Annotated in this window: 21 protein-coding genes; 16 read left to right on the top strand and 5 right to left on the bottom strand. The window is 56.4% G+C overall.

Annotated features, from left to right (window positions below):
* Positions 1–20: 20 nt before the first annotated feature.
* From tamA to msrA, 3 genes are read left to right on the top strand one after another with little or no spacing between them, the layout of a single operon-like run.
* Positions 21–1874 (top strand): autotransporter assembly complex protein TamA, encoded by a 1854-nt coding sequence (gene tamA, locus B0H98_RS05265; protein WP_106374026.1) that lies wholly within the window; start codon positions 21–23, stop codon positions 1872–1874.
* A gap of 9 nt (positions 1875–1883) precedes the next feature.
* Entirely contained in the window at positions 1884–5906 is a 4023-nt protein-coding gene (tamB, locus tag B0H98_RS05260) for an autotransporter assembly complex protein TamB (protein ID WP_106374025.1), read from the top strand.
* A gap of 10 nt (positions 5907–5916) precedes the next feature.
* Positions 5917–6528 (top strand): peptide-methionine (S)-S-oxide reductase MsrA, encoded by a 612-nt coding sequence (msrA, locus tag B0H98_RS05255; protein ID WP_106374024.1) that lies wholly within the window; start codon positions 5917–5919, stop codon positions 6526–6528.
* A gap of 95 nt (positions 6529–6623) precedes the next feature.
* Here the strand turns inward: msrA and can are convergent, their stop codons facing one another.
* Positions 6624–7271: a carbonate dehydratase gene (gene can / locus B0H98_RS05250; RefSeq protein ID WP_106374023.1), complete on the bottom strand. Its 648-nt coding sequence runs from the start codon at positions 7269–7271 to the stop codon at positions 6624–6626.
* A 139-nt stretch (positions 7272–7410) separates the two neighbouring features.
* Between can and gorA the strand changes: the two genes are divergently transcribed.
* From gorA to yidD, 10 genes are all read left to right on the top strand, one after another.
* Entirely contained in the window at positions 7411–8793 is a 1383-nt protein-coding gene (gorA, locus tag B0H98_RS05245; protein ID WP_106374022.1) for a glutathione-disulfide reductase, read from the top strand.
* 227 nt (positions 8794–9020) lie between these two features.
* Positions 9021–9599 carry a diaminobutyrate acetyltransferase gene (gene ectA / locus B0H98_RS05240; RefSeq protein WP_106374021.1) on the top strand — a complete coding sequence of 193 codons (579 nt, stop codon included), beginning with the start codon at positions 9021–9023 and terminating at the stop codon, positions 9597–9599.
* 71 nt (positions 9600–9670) lie between these two features.
* Positions 9671–10939 (top strand): diaminobutyrate--2-oxoglutarate transaminase, encoded by a 1269-nt coding sequence (ectB, locus tag B0H98_RS05235; protein ID WP_106374020.1) that lies wholly within the window; start codon positions 9671–9673, stop codon positions 10937–10939.
* 73 nt (positions 10940–11012) lie between these two features.
* Positions 11013–11408, top strand: coding sequence for an ectoine synthase (locus B0H98_RS05230; protein ID WP_106374019.1), 396 nt, complete (start codon positions 11013–11015; stop codon positions 11406–11408).
* A gap of 364 nt (positions 11409–11772) precedes the next feature.
* The gene (locus tag B0H98_RS05225) at positions 11773–12609 is read left to right on the top strand and encodes an ATP-dependent zinc protease family protein (protein WP_106374018.1); all 837 of its coding nucleotides are present in this window, start codon (positions 11773–11775) and stop codon (positions 12607–12609) included.
* Between the two features lie 38 nt (positions 12610–12647).
* Positions 12648–14171 (top strand): inactive transglutaminase family protein, encoded by a 1524-nt coding sequence (locus tag B0H98_RS05220; protein WP_106374017.1) that lies wholly within the window; start codon positions 12648–12650, stop codon positions 14169–14171.
* A complete protein-coding gene (locus B0H98_RS05215; protein ID WP_106374016.1) occupies positions 14168–15166 on the top strand; it encodes an alpha-L-glutamate ligase-like protein in 999 nt (332 codons plus the stop codon). The genes B0H98_RS05220 and B0H98_RS05215 overlap by 4 nt, the downstream gene beginning before the upstream one ends.
* Positions 15167–15198: 32 nt before the next feature.
* Positions 15199–15657 (top strand): Fur family transcriptional regulator, encoded by a 459-nt coding sequence (locus tag B0H98_RS05210; RefSeq protein ID WP_106374015.1) that lies wholly within the window; start codon positions 15199–15201, stop codon positions 15655–15657.
* Positions 15658–15662: 5 nt separating this feature from the next.
* Positions 15663–16130 carry a phosphoribosyl-AMP cyclohydrolase gene (gene hisI / locus B0H98_RS05205; protein ID WP_106374014.1) on the top strand — a complete coding sequence of 156 codons (468 nt, stop codon included), beginning with the start codon at positions 15663–15665 and terminating at the stop codon, positions 16128–16130.
* A gap of 59 nt (positions 16131–16189) precedes the next feature.
* A complete protein-coding gene (gene yidD, locus B0H98_RS05200) occupies positions 16190–16465 on the top strand; it encodes a membrane protein insertion efficiency factor YidD (RefSeq protein ID WP_208623587.1) in 276 nt (91 codons plus the stop codon).
* Positions 16466–16507: 42 nt separating this feature from the next.
* Here the strand turns inward: yidD and B0H98_RS05195 are convergent, their stop codons facing one another.
* A complete protein-coding gene (locus B0H98_RS05195) occupies positions 16508–16924 on the bottom strand; it encodes a SufE family protein (protein WP_106374012.1) in 417 nt (138 codons plus the stop codon).
* Positions 16925–16974: 50 nt separating this feature from the next.
* Entirely contained in the window at positions 16975–18081 is a 1107-nt protein-coding gene (locus B0H98_RS05190) for a tyrosine-type recombinase/integrase (protein ID WP_106374233.1), read from the bottom strand.
* Positions 18082–18409: 328 nt separating this feature from the next.
* Here B0H98_RS05190 and B0H98_RS05185 point away from each other — a divergent pair, with 328 nt between their 5' ends.
* The 3 genes from B0H98_RS05185 (at position 18410) to msrQ (ending at position 21266) form a co-directional block, all read left to right on the top strand.
* Positions 18410–19438 (top strand): DNA-binding protein, encoded by a 1029-nt coding sequence (locus B0H98_RS05185; protein WP_106374011.1) that lies wholly within the window; start codon positions 18410–18412, stop codon positions 19436–19438.
* 176 nt (positions 19439–19614) lie between these two features.
* Entirely contained in the window at positions 19615–20640 is a 1026-nt protein-coding gene (gene msrP, locus B0H98_RS05180) for a protein-methionine-sulfoxide reductase catalytic subunit MsrP (RefSeq protein ID WP_106374010.1), read from the top strand.
* On the top strand, positions 20640–21266 hold the full coding sequence (gene msrQ, locus B0H98_RS05175) for a protein-methionine-sulfoxide reductase heme-binding subunit MsrQ (RefSeq protein WP_106374009.1): 627 nt from the start codon (positions 20640–20642) through the stop codon (positions 21264–21266). The genes msrP and msrQ overlap by 1 nt, the downstream gene beginning before the upstream one ends.
* Before the next feature lie 41 nt (positions 21267–21307).
* Here msrQ and B0H98_RS05170 read toward each other — a convergent pair whose 3' ends face one another.
* Together B0H98_RS05170 and nfuA are read right to left on the bottom strand one after the other, a co-directional pair.
* A complete protein-coding gene (locus B0H98_RS05170; RefSeq protein WP_106374008.1) occupies positions 21308–22981 on the bottom strand; it encodes a BCCT family transporter in 1674 nt (557 codons plus the stop codon).
* Positions 22982–23172: 191 nt separating this feature from the next.
* Entirely contained in the window at positions 23173–23778 is a 606-nt protein-coding gene (nfuA, locus tag B0H98_RS05165) for a Fe-S biogenesis protein NfuA (protein ID WP_106374007.1), read from the bottom strand.
* Positions 23779–23909: the final 131 nt, after the last annotated feature.

Genomic DNA, 23909 nt, shown 5'->3' with positions numbered 1-23909 from the left:
AATTTTTAGGGATTTAATGTATGGGAAGACAACAGCGATGGCGCATAGCCACCCGTGTGGCTTGTTTCAGCGCGCTGCCCTTGTGTGCTGTAAGTGTGGCAATGCCTGTCTGGGCGCTAGAGGCTGCGATTGATGGAGTGGGTGGTGACGTTGAAGAGAACATCAGCGCCTACCTGGAAAGTATTGACGAAGAGCAGTACACCGACGTGCGACTGGAAGGCGAAATTCGCAGCCGAACCCAGGAAGCCATGCGCGTATACGGTTACTACGAACCGGATATCAGAGTCGAACTTGAACCCGCTATCCGGTTAACGATTGATCCCGGCCCGCGCATCGAGATCGAAGTACTTTCGATCAATATAGAAGGCGATGCCAAGGACGATCCTCCGTTCAAGGAAGCGCTGGACAATTTTCCACTGCGTGAAGGCGAGCCGCTTCGCCACGCCCCCTGGGATAGCCTGAGGTCGCAATTTTCCGGCCTTGCCATCGAGCGTGGCTACTTCGACTGGGGCTTTACCGATCGCCGCATGGAAGTACGGCCCTACCTTCAAAGCGCACGGCTCTACATGGATTTCGATAGCGGGCCGCGCTACCGGTTTGGTCAGACCTATATCACGGGTAGCCATATCGACCCCGAACGTCTGCAGAACATGCAGACCTTTGAAACCAATGACCCCTATCTGGCCGAATCGCTTGCGACCTATAACCAACGCCTGGCCGAAACCGGCTGGTTCCGTTCCGTTACCGTGCGCCCCAGGCTGGAAACCGCCCAGGAACTTACCATTACGCCCCCAAGCGGCGGCGACCCCTGGTGGTCCGAGGCGACGGCCAGCCAACCCGTACGGCCACTGATCAGCAGCGCGGCGCTCGCCAGCGTGCTCATGATCAACAAGCGTGATGATACACAGCTGCCTATCGATGTAAGCGTCGAGCCTGCTGACCGCCATCAGTTCGAGGTAGGTATCGGGTATGCAACCGATGTAGGCCCGCGGCTGCGTTTCAGCTGGAACCAGCCATGGATCAACAGTTACGGCCATAGTCTCAACCACGACCTGTATCTTTCTGCGCCGGAGCAGCGCTTCACAGGGGTTTACAATATCCCCCTTGAAGATCCGCTACGCGATAGCTACCGCCTTCAGTACGGTATCCGTAATATTGATGACAGTGACACCCAATCCCTGGAGGCCGGGGTCGAGCTGGGCCGGCGCTGGCAGTTTGACAACGACTGGGTGCAGACCATCTATTTCCGCACCACTTATGAAGACTTCACCCAGGGCGGTGAGGCAGATCAGGTATGGCTGTTCTACCCAGGCATTCAGTGGTCAAGAACACGCACCCGCCCACAGCGCTTTCCCCTCTGGGGGGACCGCCAGCAGCTGTCAGTGGAATACTCTGACCGCGTCTGGGGTTCGGATGCTCAGTTCACCCGTTTGACCGGCGACACCGAGTGGATACGTACGCTAGGTAACGACAATCGCTTCCTGGCGCGTTTGAGCATGGGTGCCATCGAAACCGATGATTTTTCCAAATTGCCGCCCTCGTTGCGCTTTTTTGCCGGGGGCGATCGTAGCGTGCGCGGCTACTCCTATGAAAGCCTTTCGCCACGCAACGCAGAAGGGCGCCTTCGCGGTGGCCAGCAGATGGTGACTTCAAGCCTTGAGTACCAGCGGCGCGTCAAGGATAACTGGTGGGGTGCCACCTTCATCGATACCGGTGATGCCTTTGATGACTGGGCGCCAGACGATCTGAAAACCGGGGCCGGCGTAGGGGTTCGCTGGGTATCGCCGGTAGGGCCGATTCGCTTTGATGTAGCGCATCCTTTCGATAACGACGATGCATACCGCATACATTTTTCCATCGGCCCGGAATTCTAGGAGCACGCTTTGTCCCAGGTTGAATCCTCCTCCACGACGCGTCAGCCATACTCTTCGCGCCAGCGCACCTGGCTTGCGCTATGGAGCTTGATACGTCTGATTATTATTCTGCCCTTGTGGCTGTTTGGTTTAGTTGCACTGCTGCTGGGGGTAGCGCTGTCGCCTTGGGGAACAGGGTTTCTGTTTTCCCAGGGACAGGAGCGCGGTTTTTTTACCTTCGAGCATCAGGAAGGCGCACTGCTTGATGAATTCACCCTTCAAGGATTTCGTCTTGAGCTGGGTAATATTCGTGTTGTAATTGACGACTTCGAGCTTGCCTGGGCGGATGACTGCCTGCTTTCAAGGCGGCTTTGTATCGATACGCTGCGCGTGGATGGAGCGGATATCCGTATTGGTGCCAGCGAGACAGAAGCCCCCCCTAACGAGGACAGCGCACCTTTCAGGCTATATCTACCGTTTCCTGTCGAGCTTCGCTCCGTCGCGCTGGATAACGTGGCTGTACAGCTGGCCGATGGTACCCGCATCGACTGGGACAATTTTGAAACCTCAGCTACAGCCGAACAGAGCCGGGTGGCTTTTGCACCGAGCCAGCTTGACCAGTTGACGGTATACCTACCCCCTTCGCCAGGCGTACAGCTCACTGAAAATACGCAGACACCCCTGACGCCTGAGGCAATCGATGGGGCGGTGCTTGCGGCCGAACCTCGTGACGAGGCCATGCAGGCAGTGTCTTTGGAAGAAAGCCTTGCCGCGCGCGATCCTGTAGAACTACCGGAAATCGTACTGCCGGTTGATTTCGACATCAGTGATTTGACGGTTACCGATATTCGGCTTACCGGCGCGTTCGAGTACGCCATTGAGCGGTTACAACTAGGTCTTGAAACGGAAGAGAGCCGAGTGGAGGTAACGTCGCTGGAAGTGCTGAGTGATGACGCTCAGGCGAACCTTACGGCAAACGTCGACCTCACCGGTAACTACCCGCTGGACGCTCAGCTAAATGCCGTGCTGTTCTTGCCTGAACGGTTTCCCGAGCTTGACGGTGAAGTGCTTGAACTGACGCTTTCAGGCCCGCTGGATAACCTTCAGGCTGAGCTGACTGCCTCGGGTATCGTGACGGCTACGCTTGATGCCGAGGTCAATGCACTGGCCCCCGAGCTGCCTTTTGAAGCGCGCCTGCAGAGTGAACGCCTGCAATGGCCGCTGGTAAATGCAGCCGTGGAAGGCGAAGATCAGCCACCTCCTTATGTCATTGAAGCCGTCGATGCTGTTGTCTCCGGAAGTCTTACGGCTTACCAGGCTGACATTCAGCTGGCCGCCCAAGGGCCTGAGCTACCCCTTACGCAGGTATCGCTGAGCGGCCAGGGTGATTTCAGTCACTTCCAGTGGCAGCCGCTGGCTCTTCAGGTAGAAGAGAGCACGCTGCGCAGCGAAGGTCGAATCGACTGGCTCGCCCCGTTGACGATTGATACCCGTATCCGGCTGGAGCAGTTTGACCCGTCGCACTTTGTGGATCAGATGGACGGTAGCCTGACCGGGGATATCGAGCTGGGGGTGCGTCAGCAGGGGGATATATGGTCTGTCAGCATTGCCAACATCGATATCGGCGGGCAGTTGCGTGACTATCCTTTAACGCTGCAGGCCGCCCTGGATGCCAACAGCAATATGGAAGTGGATATCCACGAACTGCTGTTCACCCAAGGGAACAACCGGCTCGAAGCCTCCGGCCAGGTGAGCGAGCAGTCGATGTCGCTAAATGCCGATATCGCCTTACGGGAATTGCGTACCCTTTCTCCTGAACTTGCTGGTACCTTGAGCGGTGAAGTAAGGGCGACCGGCAGCTTCGCCCAGCCTGAAATCGTGGCAGACCTGGCGGGGCGTGATCTGCGCTTTGCAGATAATAGCGTAGAACGCCTTGAACTCGACGCCACGGTACAAGGGCTTGATGATCCAAGGCTCGATGTCCAGCTTGGCTTGCAGCAGATATTCGCCGGCGGCCAGCGGCTGACGGCCGCAGAGTTGAATCTCACCGGCCGGCTTTCTCAGCACCAGCTGGAGGTTGATGTCCAAGGTGATCCCGACACTCCTCTTCAGCAGGCATCGCTTGGCCTGGACGGCCGTTTTGATCAGGCACGCCAGCAGTATCAGGGCCGGTTAACGCCGCTTGAAATTGACTCGGAAGCGGGCACCATTCGCCTGGAGGCTCCGCTTGAGTTGAGCTATAACCTGGCAAACGGTCAGGCACGGCTTTCACCGTTCTGTTTACGCCGCGAAGAGGGCGGCCTGGTCTGCTCGCAGGAACCCATCAACGCATCAGCCGATCAAGGGCGCGCCGTACTGACCGTACGTGAAGTTCCCATGGAAATGCTCGAGCCATTCCTGCCCGATGAGTGGTCATTTGAAGGCGCCACTACCGCAGACGCGACGCTTGCCTGGCGTCAGGGCGGTGCGCGCTGGCAAGCCGATGTTCAGGTACTCAGCGAGCTTGCAATCACCGCCATCAATGATTATGGCCAGCCGGTTCGGCTGCCCGCCATCAACCTTGACGCTCAACTGCAGGCCAATCAGTCTCAGGCGGATACCAACATGGTGCTATCGTTTTCAGAGGCTGGCGATTTGACGCTCAACCTCTCGCTGAGCGATCCCATGGGCCAAGGCAGGCTGGAGGGTGAGCTGCTGGCCAACAACCTGTCGCTGGAACCCTATCGTCCCATGGTCGTCAACATGGACCGCCTTGAAGGCGCGATTGACGGCCGCGTACAGATTGGCGGCACCACCGGCCAGCCTGATTTGCAGGGCAGCCTGGCACTGCGTGGACTACGCCTGCACGGACCGGATATTCCGCTGGACGTGCGCGATGGCGAGCTGACCATTTCGTTTGACGGTGAGCAAGGTGATATCAACGGTTTTCTGGCGGCCGAGCGGGGGCGCCTGAACATTACCGGCGATACTTACTGGCCTGGCGCCGACGACTGGCGTATTGGGGTGGACCTGAATGCTACCCAGGACCCGCTGCTTCTCGTGCTGCCGCAGTTCGGGCGTCTGGAAGCAGCCCCCGATATTCGCGTGCGGGTCACACCAGAACGACTGCAGGTACGCGGGAATGTGGACCTGCCTTGGGCACGGCTGGAAATCGGCTCCAGGTCTTCATCGGCCATCGAGCCCAGCTCGGATGAAATAATCATTACCGAGAGCGATGACCGCGCTGCCGAAGAAGCGGCGAGAGAAGCCGAACGACGTGCGCTGGCAAATGGTGATGACCCCAGCGCCGCCGAGGAGCTGGCCCAAACGGGTATGGAGCTTGACGTATTGATTACCCTGACTCTGGGGCGCGATATGCAGATTTCCGCGTATGGGCTTGAGTCTGGGCTAGGGGGTACGCTGGAAATCCGCCAGGATAGCGGAGGCCTTCAACTGTTTGGCGATGTGAATCTGGTCGATGGCCGTTTCCAGGCGTTTGGTCAGGATCTGCTTATCCGGCGTGGCCAACTGCTGTTCAGTGGCCCGCCATCGCTACCTACGCTGGACTTCGAGGCCATACGCAATCCTGAGGTAACCGAGGATGATGTGATCGCCGGACTGCGCGTTACCGGCAGTGCCGAAGAGCCTAATGTGATGATCTTCTCGGAGCCGTCCATGGGTGAAACCCAGGCGCTCTCCTATCTGCTGCGCGGCCGCGCACCGGATGCAGGAGGCGGCATGGACAGTGCACTGACCACGGCGTTGATCGGCATGTCGCTTGGACGTACAGGGGGCGCGGTCGGCTCTATCGGCGAAGCTTTTGGCATTGATGATCTGGCCCTGGATACCACCGGTGCCGGCGATGAAAGCCAGGTCGCCCTCAGCGGTCAGCTGACCGATGATATTCGCATCAGCTACGGCGTGGGAATTTTCTCACCGATTGCAGAACTAACCTTACGCTATACGCTATGGCGTAACCTATATGTACAGGCGGTATCAGGCGCGAACCAGGCGGTGGACTTGATCTACACATTCTCCCGTCGTGGCGACCCCGTCATTTACAAGCAGCAGTAGAGAGGCTTACATGTTCAATCTAAACGGTGGCAATACGCAGCGCACACCTATCGAAACCGGTGACGTGCATACCATCAATGGCCACTCATTAAAGGGGCCTTATCCGGAGAACTTCGAAGAGATCGTACTGGGAATGGGCTGTTTCTGGGGTGTCGAACGCCTGCTGTGGCAGCAGCCGGGGGTTTACGTGACGGCAGCGGGTTACGCCGGTGGCTCGACGGAGCACCCTAGCTACAAGGAGGTTTGCTCCGGGCGTACCGGTCATACGGAAGTGGTGCGCGTCATCTATGATCCGAGCAAGACCGATATCGAAGCTCTGCTGCAGGTATTCTGGGAACAGCATGACCCCACCCAGGGTAACCGCCAGGGTAACGATATCGGCACGCAGTACCGCTCGGCCATTTATACGACGACACAGGCTCAGCAGCAGGCGGCGGAGCAAAGCGCCAAGGTATATCAGCAGGCGTTAAGCGCGGCAAACCGCGGCCACATCACCACCGAGATCAAGCCGCTGGATACCTTCTATTTTGCAGAAACGTACCACCAGCAGTACCTGGACAAGAATCCCGATGGCTACTGTGGTCTCAAGGGCACCGGTGTTACTTGCCCGATCGGTGGCTAACCGGCAGTGCAGTAGATAGGAAAGGGCATACCTTAAACGACTACCGCCAAGCGGTAGTCGTTTTACATAAGCGGCCAGTAGTGCTGAACCGCGAGTTAATCGCTAGGTTGCAGGCGGTCAATACGGTAAAGGGTTTCCACCTGATCCAGCCCGGTCACGGTACACTTGAGATCCTTGACGCGGCCATCACTCAAGCCATAGACCCAGCCGTGAACGGAAATCGATTCGCCGCGCTGCCAGGCGCGCTGCAGGATTTTAGTACGGCACAGGCTGTTAACCTGCGCCTTGACGTTCAGCTCGCACATGCGGTCGACCTGGTCATCAAGAGCAAGATGCTCGAGTGAATGGCGATGATGGTTATACTGTTCCCGTACTGAATGCAGCCAGTAATCCACCACGCCGCATTCACCGCCGGTGACTGCCGCACGGATACCGCCACAACCATAATGCCCCACAATCATGATATGGCTGACTTTCAATACATCCACCGCATACTGAACGACCGAGAGTGCGTTCATGTCGGTGTGATGCAGGAGGTTGGCAACGTTGCGGTGAACAAACACTTCGCCGGGCGGTAGAGCGATAATCTGATTGGCAGGTACTCGGCTATCCGAGCAGCCTATCCATAGATAGTCGGGATTCTGCTGGTCTGATAGGCGCTTGAAAAAGTCGGGATCCTCTTCGCACATGCGTTCAGCCCAGGCACGATTATTGTCAAGGAGCGTCGCAATAGGGTTAGACATGGAGTCTCCGTTTCATCATATCGTCAGGTTAGGGTTGGGTACATCAGGGGTAAAAAGGTTGTAACCTTCCCAGTCAGCCAGGTCAATAAGCATACGCGACTAAAGTAACAGTACGTATGAGCATTTACAGGAGTAAAGAATGGTAGCCGATTCCGGATACGAATATGACCTTTTAGTGATTGGCGCCGGCTCGGGCGGGGTTCGCGCTGCCCGTATGGCGGCCGCCACCGGCGCGCGCGTCGCTATCGTTGAAGACCGCTATCTTGGTGGAACCTGCGTCAACGTTGGTTGCGTCCCCAAGAAGCTTTACGCATACGCGGCGCATTTTCACGACAGTTTTGATGATGCCGCCGGTTTCGGCTGGCAGCTTTCCGAGCCGGCCACGTTTGACTGGGCCACGCTGCGTGATAACAAGACCAGCGAGATCAAACGATTGAATGGAATCTATCAGCGTCTACTGGAAGGTGCCGGCGTCACGCTGCTTAACGCGCGCGGTGAGCTTGTCGATGCACATACGGTAGCGCTGAAGGATGACAGCGGCGTAAGCCACGTGACGGCAAAGAAAATTCTTCTGGCGACCGGCGGCTGGCCCTGGGTTCCCGACTTTCCAGGCAAGGAGCATGCGCTGGATTCCAATCAAGTATTTGATCTAGCGTCATTCCCCAAGCGCTTTTTAGTCTTGGGCGGCGGCTATATTGCCGTCGAGTTCGCCAGTATTTTTAACGGACTGGGTAGTGAAACTCATCTGGTCTATCGAGGTGACCTGTTCCTCAAGCCATTCGATAACGAAGTACGCGAGTTTACGCGTAATGAGATGGAGAAGAAGGGCGTCAACCTGCACTTCGATACCAACATCGAGCGCATAGAAGCGTCGGACTCAGGGTACAGCGTGCAGCTCACTACGGGTGAAACGCTGGAAGTGGATGCCGTGCTGGCCGCCACTGGGCGCAGAGCCAACGTTGAAGGCCTGGGTCTGGAAAAGCTCGGTATCACTCTGGATGAAAACGGCAAGATACCGGTTAACGAACGCTTCGAGACGTCAGCGGCTTCAATACTGGCACTGGGAGACTTGACTGAAGGGCCCGAGCTTACGCCACTGGCGATTACCGAAGCCATGCAGCTCGTCGAGCATCACTTCAAGGATACGACGCCCAAACCGCTGGATTACACCAAGATTCCCACGGCCGTCTTCTGCCAGCCTAATATCGGTACCGTTGGGTTAAGTGAAGAAGCAGCCAGGAAGCAATTCGCCAACATCCGGGTCTATTCCACCGAGTTTCGCGCCATGAAGCATACGCTGTCGGGAAGCCAGGAGCGTACCTTGATGAAGCTGGTTGTCGACGATGCGACAGACGTCGTGGTGGGCGCTCACATGGTTGGCGAAGAGGCCGGTGAAATTATCCAAGGCATTGCGATTGCGGTACGGGCCGGCCTGACCAAGGAGGACTTCGACCTGACGGTGGGTATTCACCCCACCAGCGCTGAGGAGTTTGTCACGCTGAGAACCCAAACCAGGTCTTGATATAGATTATTTAAGCGAGCTAAAGGCTCGCTTTTTTTATGCCTCGCCTAGGGAATAGTTAGACTAAACTCGTATCGTTACCCTTCAGTTTGGTGGCCTGGGCGTCGTTTGGCAGGCTATATATAACCCCTCGTTATGGAAAACAGGGCGGTGAATAACATGATTTTTGAATTGGTAATAATCAGCTGTTATAATGAACAACAAATTCGCTACAGCGAAGCATAACCATGAATACACCTATACAACCTTTTACTTCCTCGTCGGACCTTGCTCGGCCAACGGTGGCTGATGCGGTAGTCGGCTTTGTCGAAACGCCGCTATTTATACGCAAGCCCAATGCAGACGATGGCTGGGGGATATTCGAGCTGGTTAAAGCGTGCCCACCGCTGGATGTGAATTCTGCCTACGCTTACCTGCTTCTTGCTACCCAGTTTCGTGACACCTGTGCCATAGCGACCAATGAAGAGGGTGAGATCGTTGGATTTGTCTCTGGTTATATCAAGGATAATGCTCCCGACACCTACTTTCTGTGGCAGGTAGCCGTAGGTGAGAAGGCCCGCGGTACTGGGCTTGCCCGGCGTTTGGTAGACGCTATCCTGGCACGTCCGGAGCTATCCGATATTCATCATCTGGAAACCACCATTACGCCTGACAATCGGGCCTCCTGGGGGCTTTTTCGCCGCCTGGCCGCGCGCTGGCATGCACCGCTCAATAGCCGTGAGTACTTTTCGACAGAACAGCTTGGTGGTGAGCACGATCCGGAAAACCTGGTTCGTATCGGTCCGTTTCAAATCGATCACTGCTGATCATAACTCTCGAGTAGGGCAGTCATTCACACGCTTTACTATTTAATAATGATGATACATGGAGGTCATTAATGAAGACGCAAACCCTTGAACGCATGGAATCCAACGTACGTACCTATTCGCGTTCATTTCCCGTGGTATTTACCAAAGCCCAGAATGCTCGCCTGACCGATGAAGAAGGGCGCGAGTACATCGATTTTCTAGCCGGGGCAGGTACGCTCAATTACGGGCATAACAATCCGCACCTCAAGCAGGCAATGATCGACTACCTCTCCACTGATGGCGTCGTTCACGGTCTGGATATGTGGACGGCCGCCAAGCGCGACTATCTGGAAACTCTTGAAGAAGTCATCTTCAAGCCGCGTGGCCTTGATTATAAAGTGCATCTGCCGGGGCCGACCGGCACCAACGCGGTGGAAGCGGCCATTCGACTGGCTCGCGTTGCCAAGGGTCGCCACAACATTGTGACCTTTACCAACGGTTTTCATGGCGTGACCATGGGCGCACTGGCTACCACGGGTAACCGCAAGTTCCGTGAGGCAACCGGCGGAATTCCAACCCAAGGCGCAAGCTTCCTGCCTTACGATGGCTACATGGGCGAGCACGCAGATACGCTGGATTACTTTGAAAAGCTGCTGAAGGACAATTCGGGCGGCCTGGATATTCCCGCTGGTGTCATCGTCGAAACCGTGCAGGGCGAGGGCGGTATCAACGTTGCTGGCCTTGAGTGGCTCAAGCGTCTCGAGTCCATCTGTCATGCGCATGACATCTTGCTGATCGTGGACGATATTCAGGCAGGCTGCGGGCGTACCGGCAAATTCTTCAGCTTTGAACACGCTGGCATCAAACCCGATATCGTTACCAACTCCAAGTCGCTTTCCGGCTTCGGCTTGCCGTTTGCTCACGTGCTGATGCGCCCAGAGCTGGATAAGTGGAAACCGGGCCAATACAACGGCACTTTCCGCGGCTTCAACCTGGCCATGGTAACGGCCACGGCGGCGCTGAAGAAATATTGGTCCAACGATACGTTCGAGCGCGATATCCAGCGCAAGGCTCGTATCGTTGAAGAACGCTTCCAGAAACTGGCAGCGCTGCTTACTGAAAACGGCATGCCGGCAACCGAGCGCGGCCGCGGCTTGATGCGCGGGATCGATGTGGTATCAGGCGAAATCGCCGACAAGATCACCGGAAAGGCGTTTGAAAACGGCCTGATCATTGAAACCAGCGGCCCGGAAGGCGAAGTTGTCAAATGCCTGTGCCCGCTGACCATCACCGACGAAGACCTGCTGGAAGCACTGGACATCCTAGAAGATGCAGTTAAATCGGTGGTAAACGGTTAAACGAGTCAATCACCCACGTTAACTGACGAAATCTGGTGGCTGGGCTGACAGCCATCTTGTAACGGAGTAATTTATGATTGTTCGCAACCTTGAAGAAGCACGCAAGACAGATCGGCTGGTAACGGCTGAAAACGGTAACTGGGACAGCACGCGCCTGGTACTGGCTGAAGATAACGCGGGTTTCTCGTTTCATATCACGCGTATCTTCCCGGGCACAGAAACCCATATTCAGTACAAGCACCATTATGAAGCCGTGTTCTGCTACGAAGGCGAAGGTGAAGTGGAAACGCTGGCAGATGGCAAGATCTGGCCCATCAAGGCTGGCGATATCTATCTACTCGATAAACACGATGAGCACCTGCTGCGTGGCAAGGAAAAAGGCATGACGGTTGCCTGCGTCTTTACACCGGCCCTAAGCGGTAACGAAGTACACCGCGAAGACGGCTCCTATGCGCCTTCAGAAGACTAGGCCATAGCAAGTTTTTCAAGAGCAGCCTGCGTTTAGCAGGCTGCTTTTTTATGCGAAGAGATCAGGGAACGTCGAGTAAATACCTGGTAAGGCACGTGCGATAGTCAAAGTGCCTGAGATCATTAAGCCCGGTACTCACATTAATGAATCGAAAACGCAGAGTTCGTATCAGTACTTGCCTAAGCATGTAAGTGTCCAGTAGGCTGCCGGGTTGGTTGCTCCACGATCCATCACCTAGTGTTCGCATAATATATATTATGTTAAATAGGGTGTCAGATAGAGTTCAAAAAACTGTTATCACGTTGGACAACCGGACTCGCTTCTCCTTATCATTCCTTTTTTATTTTCAAGGATGTCCCTCGTTATGCGCCCAGGTGTTTTGTGGCTGATGGCTGGCTTATCACTTCTATTCTCAGGTTGTGCCCTACAGCAGCCCGAATCAACTGAACCGCCACCGCTTAGCGAAGCGGCGTTCACTACCCGGATGCTTGAACTTCAGGATTCCCTGTCTCAACAGTGTGACGCGACCACTCAACACCAGCAGCAACAGCTCACTCAGCAGCAGGCCCTGACCGCAGACGTACGAGAAGTAGGCGGTCTTCTGCGCTCGCTTCGCAGTGACATCCAAGAGCTGGAAGCCCGTGGCGAAGAACCCATCATCATTCGCGAAGAGTGCGATATTCCTGACACGCTGGAAACAAAGACCATTGTCGGGCGTAGTGAATGGGTAGGCTTGCCCAGCATCGGCACCTATTTAAAGGCTCGGGTTGATTCCGGCGCCAATACCTCGTCACTGTCAGCATCTGATATCACCCGTTTCGAACGCGACGGTGAGGACTGGGTGCGCTTCAAGCTGGCCCTCAATGATGATGATGTGGTTGTTGAATCACTGCGCGATGAATGGATTGAAGCCCCGGTAGATCGTCGCGTGCGCATCGTTCAGGCCTCAGGTGAAGAGTCTCGCCCGGTCATTTCACTATTGATGACCCTTGGTCCGATTCGCGAAAACGTTCAGTTCACCCTTAATGATCGAAGTCATCTTGATTTCCCGGTACTGCTGGGCCGACGTTTTCTGATGGATATTGCGGTAATCGATGTAGCACAGTCCTATGTGCATGAGCGTCCGGAATTCCCTGGTGGCGAATCCGCTGAACAGGCCGCTGAAGATGAAGCAGTCGACCAAGACGATACCGAAGAGTAACCGCACTACCCTGCCGCTTTTCGCTGAAAGGAATTTTCATGTCCCGGCTTCCGTTTTACATAATCGTAGGTTTACTTCTGGTGGCAGGTATTGCCACCAGCGTGCACAGGCATCTGCAGTTTGAAATTCCTTGGATACCAGGCGAACAGCGCCAGGTGTGGGAAGTCGAAGCCGTTATCAACTTCAACGCACAAAACGGCCCCGTCGAGGTGGATCTGGCCCTGCCTTCGCATCAGAACGGCTTTCGCGTTCTGACCGAAAATACCGCGTCCTCGGGCTACGGGCTGGCCTACCAGGCCGACGAGCTGGGCCGCCAGGCGCAGTGGACCATTCGCGAGGCGGCCGGCAGCCAGCAGCTCTACTACTCCGTGCAAATGCTGGTGTCACCGGATGCCCGCCCACCGGTGCAAACGCCGCCTGGTCTGAGAACCGCTACCCCTTGGGAAAGCCCCTACGAGTCTGCTGCAAGTCAACTGATTGACCGGGCGTGGGCACGTAGTGCCAATAACGAGACCTTTGCACGCGAGCTGATTCTGGATGTCAATGGTGAGCGCCAGGGGGAAAACGCACGTTTGCTGCTTACCCAGGAGACGCCCTCTGCCCTGATCGTTCGTCTGTTGAACCAGGCCGGTGTACAGGCCCGGGAAGTGAGCGGTTTACTGTTGGAAGATGGGCGTCGCCGCCAGTCGCTCAGCAGCTGGATCCAGGTGTTTAATGAGCCTGCCAACCAGTGGTCGCTGTTCAATCCCATGACCGGCGAGCAGGGTCAGCCGGATAACCTGCTGCTATGGGAAACCGGTGGCCGCGCCGTACTGGAAGTTCAGGGCGGCACCAACTCCCGCGTTGCCTTTTCCATGCTGACCCATCACCAGCCAGCCTCCGCTGCAGTACGAAACCATTACTCGGAAGACACTCTGCTCAACTTCTCGATTCACAGCTTGCCGCTGGAAGAGCAGGCGCTTTTCCAGACCATTCTGCTGATCCCGATCGGCGCGCTGGTTGTGGTGTTTCTGCGTGTACTGGTGGGCATCAAGACCTCGGGCACGTTCATGCCAGTGCTGATTGCCCTCGCCTTTATACAAACCACCCTGCTGACGGGTCTGATTGGCTTTCTGCTCATCGTCGCCGTCGGCCTAGTCATTCGTAACTACTTGTCGTATTTGAATTTGCTGTTGGTAGCCAGGGTTTCGGCGGTCATCATAACGGTCATAGCCATCATCTCTATCTTCACCGTTCTGGCCTACCGAATGGGGCTGAGCGCAGGGCTTACGGTCACGTTCTTCCCGATGATCATTCTGGCCTGGACTATCGAGCGGATGTCGATCCTCTGGGAAGAGGAAGGCCCCAAGCAGGTGCTGATTCAGGGCGGCGGTAGCCTCCTGACAGCGGTACTCGCTTATCTGGCCATGAACAATCCCTGGGTACGCCACATTACCTTCAACTTCCTGGGTGTTCAGCTGATCCTGATGGCGCTGATTCTGCTGCTGGGTAATTACACCGGCTACCGTTTGCTTGAGCTGCGCCGCTTCAAACCGATTACCGATGATGAGAAACCGTCATGAGCTGGTTCAAGGACTGGACGTGGCCGGGGCGCTTGCAGGATAAAGGCATCATTGGCATGAACCGGCGCAACATCCGCTATATCGGCCGCTACAATTCTCGCCGCCTTTATCCGCTGGTGGATGACAAGCTGAAAACCAAACTGCTGGCCCAGGAGTACGGGATCACCACGCCCAAGCTGATCGGCACGGTGTCCACGCAGTTCGGCGTCAAGCACATTGGTGACATGCTGACAGGCCACAACGGTTTCGTGATCAAACCCGCCAAGGGCAGCGGCGGCAAGGGCATTCTGGTCATCGAGAAAGTGGTCGATAACCAGTTTGTAAAGCCCAGCGGCGCGCATTTGAGCCTGGAGGATTTGGAGCGCCACGTTTCCAATATTCTTTCAGGGCTCTACTCGCTGGGTGGCTCGCCCGACGTTGCCCTGATCGAGACGCTGATCAACTTCGATGAAAGCCTGATGGCCTATACCTACGAAGGCGTTCCCGATATTCGGGTCATCGTGTTCAAGGGCTATCCGGTAATGGCCATGATGCGTCTTTCGACCGCCGCCTCCGATGGCAAGGCCAACCTGCACCAGGGAGCGGTCGGCGTAGGGCTTAACATTGCCACTGGCGAAGCCCTGCGCGGCGTGCAGTTTGATCGCCCCTGTTTCAGCCATCCGGATACGGGCCACGATCTGGCAAGCCTGGTCGTTCCCCAATGGGACACCCTGCTGAACCTGGCCGCTGGCTGCTATGAAATGACCGGGCTTGGCTATCTGGGTACCGATATGGTGCTCGATCGCCAGCACGGCCCGATGCTGCTTGAACTGAATGCCCGCCCTGGTCTTGCCATTCAGATGACCAACGGCGAGGGCCTGCGCCGCCGGCTTGACCTGATCGAGCGGCAGCCCGACGGTGTTCCTGTCGCCAAGCGCGTCGCGTTTGCTCAGCACCACTTTGCCCGAAAGAGCGAGCTTACCGAAACCCCTGACACCGTTACGGCAAGCGCGTAGACTAGGGTTCAAGACGTTCAATGAGTGCTCCAATGACTGAAGCGAATACGCTACTTCAACAAGCAGAATCACAGTGCCATAGCCGAGGCGTAAGATTTACGCCCATTCGGCGTCGGGTGCTTGAATTGATCGCCAAGAACGGTGGCGGCTTAAAAGCCTATGATCTGCTTGATAAGCTTTCTACGGAGCACGCGGCCGCGCGCCCGCCAACCGTTTATCGGGCCCTTGAGTTCTTGATCGATCAGGGCCTGGTGCATCGCATCGAGTCACAGAACGCCTATGTCGCCTGTGCCTGCCCTGAGCATATTCACGGCTTTCAACTGCTGATCTGTCGCCAGTGCGGCTATGTGGAAGAGCTGCATCTGGACGAAGTGAGTGACCAGCTGGCGGCGTTTGCCAAACGTCAGGGGTTTAGCGTTGAACGCCAGACCATTGAGCTGCAAGGCCTTTGCCAGAACTGCCGCACCGCCAGTAAGCAAGAGAGAGAGTAATTTGCATGTCCCGTTTTAGCCAACTGCCTCCGCGCGAGCTGTTCAAGGCGCTCGAATCCGCCACGCCTGACGACACCCTGCCAGATACGTCCACGCTGCTGGATGCCGTGCGTTTCAATGCAGACGGCTTGCTGCCTGCCATCGCCCAGCAGCACGATACAAAGGAAGTGCTGATGATGGCGTGGATGAACCGTGAAGCGCTGGAAGAGACGCTGACCACGCAGCGGGTTTGCTACTATTCACGCTCGCGCAAGAAGCTCTGGCGAAAAGGCGAATCCTCTGGCCAGCAGCAGCATCTCAAAGCCGCCGCGCTCGATTGTGATGGGGATACGCTATTGCTTCAGGTTGAGCAGACGGGGCCTGCCTGCCACACCGGCCGTCGCAGCTGCTTCTATCTATCGCTGACTGATGAACAGGCGCATATCAACAGCAAGCCGCTGATCGACCCCGCCGAGCTTTACGGTCAAAAGTAGTGATTGCCCGAGGATGGCGCGCAACGATTCGTTTCACCGGCAGCCTGCTGGGGTATCTGATGATTGGCCTGGTACGGGTTTATCAGTATCTGATCAGCCCGCTGCTGGGCCCGCGCTGCCGTTTCTGGCCCAGCTGCTCTTCCTATACGATTGAAGCCATCCAGGTCCATGGGCCCATCAAGGGCGGCTGGATGGCACTCAAGCGAATCGTCAGGTGTCATCCCGGTAGTGCCGGCGGCCTGGACCCGGTACCCGGCGGGCGCAGCGAAAAGCTTTGCCGTGAAGATAACGAGCTAGCGCCTTGCTGCAATAGCGACCATCACCCTCCACGCTAAGCTACCACCTCCAATCCCCACCGCCCTTTTCTACCGTTTCTTTCAGTTCTTTCCCGCGACCTGATAGATGCGCTCAAGCATGGCATGCAGGCCGTTGCTGCGCGTCGGCGAAAGATGCTTGTCCAGCCCCAGATCCTTCAGGAAGTGGGGCTCGGTCGCGCGAATTTCAGCAGCACTACGTCCGCTATAAATACGCAGCAGTACGGCAATCAGCCCGGAAACAATGGCTGCATCCGACGTGGCCTTGAAGATCAATTGCTCTTCCTGCGCTTCGTGGCACATCCAGACATTGGACTGGCAACCCTGGATCTTGTACTGCTCGGTCTTCCACGCCTCGGGGAAATCCGGCAACTGCTTGCCCATATCGATAATGTACTGATACCGATCCATCCAGTTATCAAATATCTCAAACTCTTCAATCAGCTCTTGCTGGGCCTGTTCGGCGCCGGAAGTGCTCATAGGGATTCCTTCTCTCTGCATTTTAAAAACGTCGCCCTAGTATACCTGCTTTAAGGCACAAGCCGATGGCGCTGCTGCTCACGATGCCATTCGTGATCTTCCGTGTGAAGGTAGCGCGAGGTGGTATCCAGACGCGCATGGCGCGCACTTTCGGCCAAGTGGCGCAGGCTGATGCCAGACTGCGCCTGATGAGTGATCGACGTGTGGCGTAGCCAGTGCGGCGTGGCCTGGCGCAGTGCGGCTATATAGGTGGGGTCGCCGCCCTCGCCTTCAAGTGCCTCTGCCGCTTGATTGAACGTATCGCGAATCAGCCGGTAAAGCTGGTTGTGGCCAATACCACGCTGCCCATCCAAGGCTCTTATCACAGGGCTTTGCTCTTGATAAGCCGGCTTGGCATCCAGCTTGAGCACTTTTCTCCAGGCAGCCAGACACATCAGCATATCCTCCGGCAACGGCACGCGGGCTATCTTGCTGCCCTTACCCACCACGTCCCACCACCAGCGCCCTTCCGTCATCTTGAAATCGCCCATCCGTGCCTCGGCCATTTCGCTGACACGCGGCGCAAGCAGATAGGCAAAACCAAAGATGAAGCGCCGCCGCGCATGCTCATATAAAGCACGATCGCTCTGCTCTACTCCCAGCGGCCTGTTCAGCCATTGCCAGAACCACTCCCACACGGGGCGCTCCAGATAGCGCTCGATACCCGGCGCCTGGTTGCTCAGCCGACGTGACTTGTCCCGCATCAACCGAAACGGGTTATGCCCGACCCACCCGGCTTCAACCAGCCAGCTGAAGAGCCCTTGCAAGATGATCAGGCTCTGCCGACGGCTGGCAGGCGAAAGCCCGCCCCGAAACGGCCGCCACTGTGGATGCTGACGAGGCCTTGAAGGCCCTACCCAGCGCTCGGCGGGCTGCGGGTCGGAGAGAAACTGTTCAAACTGGCGCAAGGCTTCGCGGTCCATGCCATTCAGGGTCAGCTGCCTGCTGGCAAGCCACAGCAGCAGGCGCTCGGTTTCGCGGCGATAGCTTTTCCAGGTTTGCGGGCTTTCCTGGTATTCAGCAAGCCACGCCGCTACGGCCTCGGCATCTGTGGCCGCACTAATTCGCGCCTGGGTTGTGCTTATGGCGAGCTGAGTGGTGGCCGCTGGCCGCGATATCTCAACCGGAAGATCACTTCCGCGCTTCTCGATGACGCTCACTTCACACCCATATATAAACAACCTTTTGATTATAAAATACTTTTTCACTTCAACATGTCGAGCTGCTTAAGCCCTTCAGTGAAGCTTTTCTACTCAAGCATCAGCTCTTTGCATGGGCACAAGTATGGTTTTAAAGCTGTATAAATTCAAGATAATAAGAGTAATCTTGAATTTATCGCCCTAAAGATAAATAATTTTACGTATTACATATAACGTAATTATTGTGTTTGAGTGCTAGCCGTTGGACAATAGGCGCCTCAACCCCACGGCTTAAAAGGCAGAGATCATGGCTCGTAGCGGCATCCAGTACAGTGACGTTCAACAGGCAATCGATACGCTGCTAAGCCGCGGTGATACGCCTAGCGTGCAGCGCATACGTGAAGTGCTGGGCACTGGTAGTTTCACCACCATCAGCGAACACTTCCGCTTATGGCGTACCGAGCGGGAGCAGAATCGCGACGTTCCCCCGCCTAAAGGCGTGCCCGAGGTCGTGGTAAACCTTGCCAGCGAGCTTTGGCGCGAAGCGCAGGAAGTCGCCAACCAGGCACTGGTTCATTACCGCGAGGAAGCCAACCGTCAGGTAGAAGAAGCGCAGCAGGCAGCGGCAGAGGCACTTCAGCAAACGGCCAATGCGGAACAGCGCGAAGGCGCCCTGGCAGAGCATTTACGCCATACCGAGCAGCGCCTTGAGGCAATCACCCGTGAACTGGCCACCAGCCAGACAAACGAGCAGCACCTGCAGCAGACAGCAAGTGAAGTGCGGCAAGAGAATCAGCAGCTCAAGCAGACGACAGAAACCCTTCGTCAGCAGAGTGCGGCGAGCGCCCAGCAGCACAGCGAAGAACTGAAAGCTCAGCAAGCTGGCTGGGAAAAGCGCCTTGCACAGGAAGAGCAGCGCAACGAAGCCGCCGAAGGCAGGTTAATGGCCATGCTGGATGAAGCGCGTCAGGAGCGCGCCCAGGAGGAGAAGGCTTCTCTCAAGCGCGTACAACAAAAGCAGCAGCGTATCGATGCGTTAAGTGAAGAGCTCAAGGCCAATCGACAGGATCTGCAGCGTCAGCAGATGGAAACCCGTCAGGCGCTGCAGCGTATTCAAGAACTCGAACAGCACGGCGAAGTGCTTACCCAGCAACGCGAAGCGCTCAGCGAGCGGCTCGAAGAAGCTCAAAGCGCTCAACGCCAGCAGGCTGAGCAGGCTAGTCAGGCGCAGGAGTGGCAAACCCGCATGGCACAGCAGATGGCGAGCTTGCAGCAGCAATTGGCTGAACTACCCGCGTCGATTAGCGTCAGAGAGCAGCAGCTGAAAGAGAAGTGATTAGCCCTGTATTCAGCTGCGTTGAAAGTAAAGGTACGCCAGCCAGATCAAGCTGAGCTATTTACATAGTGTGTCTACTATTCCCTATAACCGTATTGCTCTATCAATCCATCGTTATGTGCCTGGTCGAATCTCTTGCAGCCAGTGTCAGGCGTTAACGGGCAGGAGGCATCATCATGCTGATCAAAATTGCCAAGCCAGGTGATCTTCACGAATCGGAAGTGACGCCTGAGTCGGTCTATCTATCGCGCCGGCGCTTCATGGGTGGGCTTGCCGGCATTGGCGCGGGACTGGCCTTTGCCGGTAATACCAAGGCCTCCGAGCAGCGCCCTGACTATAACGATGTGCCACAAAGCGATGCCCCTGACTGGTTCAAGGCCAAACGCGACGCCGCCGAATGGCAGGCCGTAGTGCCAAGCGACCCGGCCCAGGATAAGACCGCGCCTTACGCAGATGCCAGCGGCTACAACAACTTTTTCGAGTTCGGTACTGGAAAGAGCGATCCGGCGCGCAAGGCAGGTACCCTGGTGACCGAACCCTGGAGCGTGGTGATTGATGGTGAGGTCAATAATGGCGGGCGCTTCGCCCTTGAAGACATCGCAACACCCTCACAGTTTGAAGAGCGCATTTACCGCCTGCGCTGCGTGGAAGCCTGGTCGATGGTCATTCCCTGGCTGGGCATTTCGCTGGCCGACGTCATTCAGCGCGCCGAGCCGACCTCAAAAGCCAAGTACGTACGCTTTGAAACCCTGGTGGATCCCGATCAGATGCCTGGGCAGCGTTCGTCATTTGCCCTCATCGACTGGCCTTACGTGGAAGGTTTACGGCTCGATGAGGCCATGCACCCGCTCAGCTTCCTGGCCCTGGGCATGTATGGCCGAGAGCTGCCCAATCAGAACGGCGCACCGCTGCGCCTTGTGGTGCCCTGGAAATATGGCTTCAAAAGCATCAAGTCGATCGTGCGTATATCGCTGGTAGAAGAACAGCCGCTCAACTCCTGGCAGCAAATCGCCGCCAATGAGTACGGCTTCTACGCGAACGTCAATCCGGACGTTGATCATCCGCGCTGGAGCCAGGCAACCGAGCGCCGCCTGCCCAACAGCTTGTTCAACACCAATATCATCGATACCCGCATGTTCAATGGCTACGCCGATGAAGTTGCCAGCCTCTATTCGGGAATGGATCTACGAGTCAACTACTGATGTCGATGCCTGCCTATATATTTACCCTGTGGCGAGCAAGTGTGTTTGTAGCGGCGCTGGTGCCGCTTGCCTGGTGGGGCTGGCAGGTGGCCAATAATATGGCAGGGCCGGAGCCCGGGCGTTACCTGCTGCTCAATATTGGCCTGGGGGCGCTATGGCTGCTGCTGTTCACGCTTAGCCTCACGCCACTCACCAAGCTGACCCGCTGGAAAGGCTTCAACCTTATTCGCCGCCAGCTGGGGCTGTGGACGCTCGCCTATGCGGTATTGCATCTCACCTGCTACGTGCTGTTCATTCTGGGTTTGGACTGGGCTCGCCTGGGCAGCGAAATCGTCAACCGACCCTATATCATTGTCGGCATGCTGGCATTGCTTGGGTTGACGGCGCTTGGCGCCACTTCCAACCGCTGGGCAATGCGCAAGCTGGGCAAGCGCTGGAAAACCCTGCACAAGGCAAGCTACCTGATCCTCGCGCTCGTGCTGCTGCATTTTCTATGGGTGGTGCGCGCAGACATGCAGGAGTGGTTTGTGTACGCCCTTGTCGGGGCTTTGCTGATGTGCCTGCGCATACCGCCCGTATCGCGTACTCTGCCCAAGCTTCGCCAGCGGCTGAAGCAGTCGGCATGAATAGAAAGGCCACCCCGAGGTGGCCTTTTTTACCTAGTGCGTTACGTTCTGTCTGGTTGATGCTCGTCTTCCGCGACCTCCCACGACCCCTCTTCGGTCCAGGGATCGTTTTCCGGGAACTCCTCGATATTGATTTCAGGCTCTTCATAATCGGGTTGATAGCGCAGATCGTATTGCGCCGCCCGCACCATCGAAACCATCAGCAGCACGGCAATGATCAGCAGCGGTACGCCGCTGACGATACTGGCCGTCTGCAGCGTTTCGAGTCCTCCCAGAAACAGCAGCGACATGGGCAAAAACGAGAGCGTAAAGGCCCAGAACAGGCGATGCCAGCGGGCCGGCTCCTTGTTGACGCTCTTTTCGGCTGCCGAAGACAGGATATAGGCAATCGAATCAAAGGTGGTCGCGGTAAAGATCGACAGCAGAATCACCACGGCCAGTGTCAGCAGCCAGGAGAACGGAAGCTGGCCCAGTACGGCGTAGAAAGCCACGTTGGCAGACTGATCGTTCATGATCTGAATGACATCCAGCGTGCCGCTTAGCTGAAGGTAAAGGCCATAGTTACCCAGAATGATGAAAAACAGCGCACAGCCCAGTGAGCCGAAAAACAGCGAACCCGCCACCATGGTCTTGATTCGACGTCCCTTGGAGATACGCGCAATGAAAAGCCCTACCGTGGGTGCAAATACCAGCCACCACGCCCAGTAGAAAACCGTCCAGGATTTGGCAAAGCCTGTCTCTTCAAATCCGCCAAGTGCGCCAAACGGCTCGGTCCAGGTCGCCATCTGAATGATGTTACTCAGCATCAGGCCAATGGAGTTGAGGCCGGTATCCAGAATGAACACGGTAGGACCCACAGTGAGAACGAACAGCAGTATTCCCAGGCCCAGGTACATGTTGATATCCGATAGCACCTCGATGCCGCCCTTGAGTCCCCGCCAGGCGCTGATGGCGAACAGCGCGGTAGTGCCTGCCAGCACGCCAATCTGACTGACCGCATTGGGCGTGAAGTCAAACAAGTCGCCGAGGCCCTGGTTGATCAGCGGCACAAGAATACCCAGCGACGTTGCCCCGCCCCCCAGCATACCGAAGATGAACAGCACATCGATGATATTACCCAGCCAGCTGCGGGCTAGCTTTTCACCCAGCACTGGGCGAATGGCCTCACTGATACGCAGCACCTTGTGTTTACGCACATGAAGAAAATACGCCATGGGTAGCGCCGGCACGAGATAGATCGACCACGCAATAGGCCCCCAGTGGAACATGCCGTAGGTAGCTGCCCAGGCGGTTGCTTCTTCCGAGAACGGTTCAAGATGAAACGGCGGACTTTGCAGGTAGTACATCCACTCGACCACACCCCAGAACACCACCGCCCCGCCGATACCCGCGGCGAACAGCATGGCACCCCAGGAAAACAGCGAGAACTCGGGCTCGGAATCCGCATCACCCAGCTTGATCTGACCAATATCGCTGAAGATGATATAGAACATGAACCCAAGCGATGCGATCCCCATGGCCTGGTACAGCACGCCGAAGTTATCGGTGACAAAGCCTTGAGCCACCATTACCCATACCCGCCCCATTTCGGGAAACAGGATCAATGGCAGGGTGACGGCAATCAGCAGGGCCAATGAGCCAAAGAAGATAGGTTTATGAATATTGGAAAATGCGCGCTTTATATTAATAGTGGTATCCCCCGACGCGGAAAACATCCGTTGTTTTATGCTCGGCGTGAGTGAAAGGCTGCTCGCTCAGGAAAGCACGGCATCTAATCACTACCCGGCGTTTGTATAACCCTTGGTAAGCTTTAAATAGTTGCACGCTTTACGCCAGTGCACTAGAAAATCGTTTCAACGAAATAAAAAAAAACCCAGCCGAGGCTGGGTTCTGGAAGGCTGGACGCTTAGCGGTAGTAAGCGTTCGTGGTATCCGTATGGTCGGTAACATCGCGAATACCGGCAAGCTCCGGGATACGCTCCATCAGGGTTTTCTCGACGCCATCTTTCAGGGTCAAATCTACCGCCGCGCAGCCCTGGCAGCCACCACCGAAGGCCAGCACGGCCATTTTCTGTTCGGTCAGCTCCACCAGCTTGATTTCACCGCCGTGGGCCGCCAGCCCCGGGTTGATCTCGCTGTACAGCACGTAATTGATACGGTCTTCCAAGGGGCTGTCGGCATTCACCTTGGGCATCTTGGCGTTGGGCGCCTTGATCGTCAGCTGCCCGCCCATGCGGTCGGCGTTGAAGTCCACCACGGCTTCTTCCAAGAACGCCAGGCTGTTCTTGTCCAGAAACACGTTGATCTTCTCGAGCTCAAGCTTGACGTCAGCGGGCTCTTCCTCGCCGGGGCGGCAGTAGGCCAGGCAGGTTTCCGCATAGGGCGTGCCCGGCTGGGTAATAAAGATGCGCACGGCAATGCCTTCAACGTTCTGCTTTTCAAGCAGCTCGGCAAGATACCCTTGGGCGCTGTCGGTAATGTCGATACCAGGTGCTTCGATAGTCGTGGTCATGAGGCTAACCTCCTCCCGTGAACGGTGGCAGTACCACTTCACATGTCATTTTAGCGCTATGGTAAGCAAAACCGCGCGCCGACACAATCCTGACTGTTTTAGTAGGCTATTTAAAATGCGGCCAGTACTGG

Origin of the sequence: Vreelandella songnenensis (assembly GCF_003002925.1) — a bacterium.
In the GTDB taxonomy this organism is placed as follows: Bacteria; Pseudomonadota; Gammaproteobacteria; order Pseudomonadales; family Halomonadaceae; genus Vreelandella; species Vreelandella songnenensis.
Note: the sequence above shows the minus strand (reverse complement) of the source record. Positions and strands in the feature narration are given on the sequence as shown.

Excerpts from the sequence above, each read along its gene's own strand:
- tamA (WP_106374026.1), top strand. The coding sequence starts at position 21 with ATGGGAAGACAACAGCGATGGCGCATAGCCACCCGTGTGGCTTGTTTC.
- msrA (WP_106374024.1), top strand. The coding sequence starts at position 5,917 with ATGTTCAATCTAAACGGTGGCAATACGCAGCGCACACCTATCGAAACC.
- can (WP_106374023.1), bottom strand. The coding sequence starts at position 7,271 with ATGTCTAACCCTATTGCGACGCTCCTTGACAATAATCGTGCCTGGGCT.
- gorA (WP_106374022.1), top strand. The coding sequence starts at position 7,411 with ATGGTAGCCGATTCCGGATACGAATATGACCTTTTAGTGATTGGCGCC.
- ectA (WP_106374021.1), top strand. The coding sequence starts at position 9,021 with ATGAATACACCTATACAACCTTTTACTTCCTCGTCGGACCTTGCTCGG.
- ectB (WP_106374020.1), top strand. The coding sequence starts at position 9,671 with ATGAAGACGCAAACCCTTGAACGCATGGAATCCAACGTACGTACCTAT.
- B0H98_RS05230 (WP_106374019.1), top strand. The coding sequence starts at position 11,013 with ATGATTGTTCGCAACCTTGAAGAAGCACGCAAGACAGATCGGCTGGTA.
- B0H98_RS05225 (WP_106374018.1), top strand. The coding sequence starts at position 11,773 with ATGCGCCCAGGTGTTTTGTGGCTGATGGCTGGCTTATCACTTCTATTC.
- B0H98_RS05220 (WP_106374017.1), top strand. The coding sequence starts at position 12,648 with ATGTCCCGGCTTCCGTTTTACATAATCGTAGGTTTACTTCTGGTGGCA.
- B0H98_RS05215 (WP_106374016.1), top strand. The coding sequence starts at position 14,168 with ATGAGCTGGTTCAAGGACTGGACGTGGCCGGGGCGCTTGCAGGATAAA.
- B0H98_RS05210 (WP_106374015.1), top strand. The coding sequence starts at position 15,199 with ATGACTGAAGCGAATACGCTACTTCAACAAGCAGAATCACAGTGCCAT.
- hisI (WP_106374014.1), top strand. The coding sequence starts at position 15,663 with ATGTCCCGTTTTAGCCAACTGCCTCCGCGCGAGCTGTTCAAGGCGCTC.
- yidD (WP_208623587.1), top strand. The coding sequence starts at position 16,190 with ATGATTGGCCTGGTACGGGTTTATCAGTATCTGATCAGCCCGCTGCTG.
- B0H98_RS05195 (WP_106374012.1), bottom strand. The coding sequence starts at position 16,924 with ATGAGCACTTCCGGCGCCGAACAGGCCCAGCAAGAGCTGATTGAAGAG.
- B0H98_RS05185 (WP_106374011.1), top strand. The coding sequence starts at position 18,410 with ATGGCTCGTAGCGGCATCCAGTACAGTGACGTTCAACAGGCAATCGAT.
- msrP (WP_106374010.1), top strand. The coding sequence starts at position 19,615 with ATGCTGATCAAAATTGCCAAGCCAGGTGATCTTCACGAATCGGAAGTG.
- msrQ (WP_106374009.1), top strand. The coding sequence starts at position 20,640 with ATGTCGATGCCTGCCTATATATTTACCCTGTGGCGAGCAAGTGTGTTT.
- B0H98_RS05170 (WP_106374008.1), bottom strand. The coding sequence starts at position 22,981 with ATGTTTTCCGCGTCGGGGGATACCACTATTAATATAAAGCGCGCATTT.
- nfuA (WP_106374007.1), bottom strand. The coding sequence starts at position 23,778 with ATGACCACGACTATCGAAGCACCTGGTATCGACATTACCGACAGCGCC.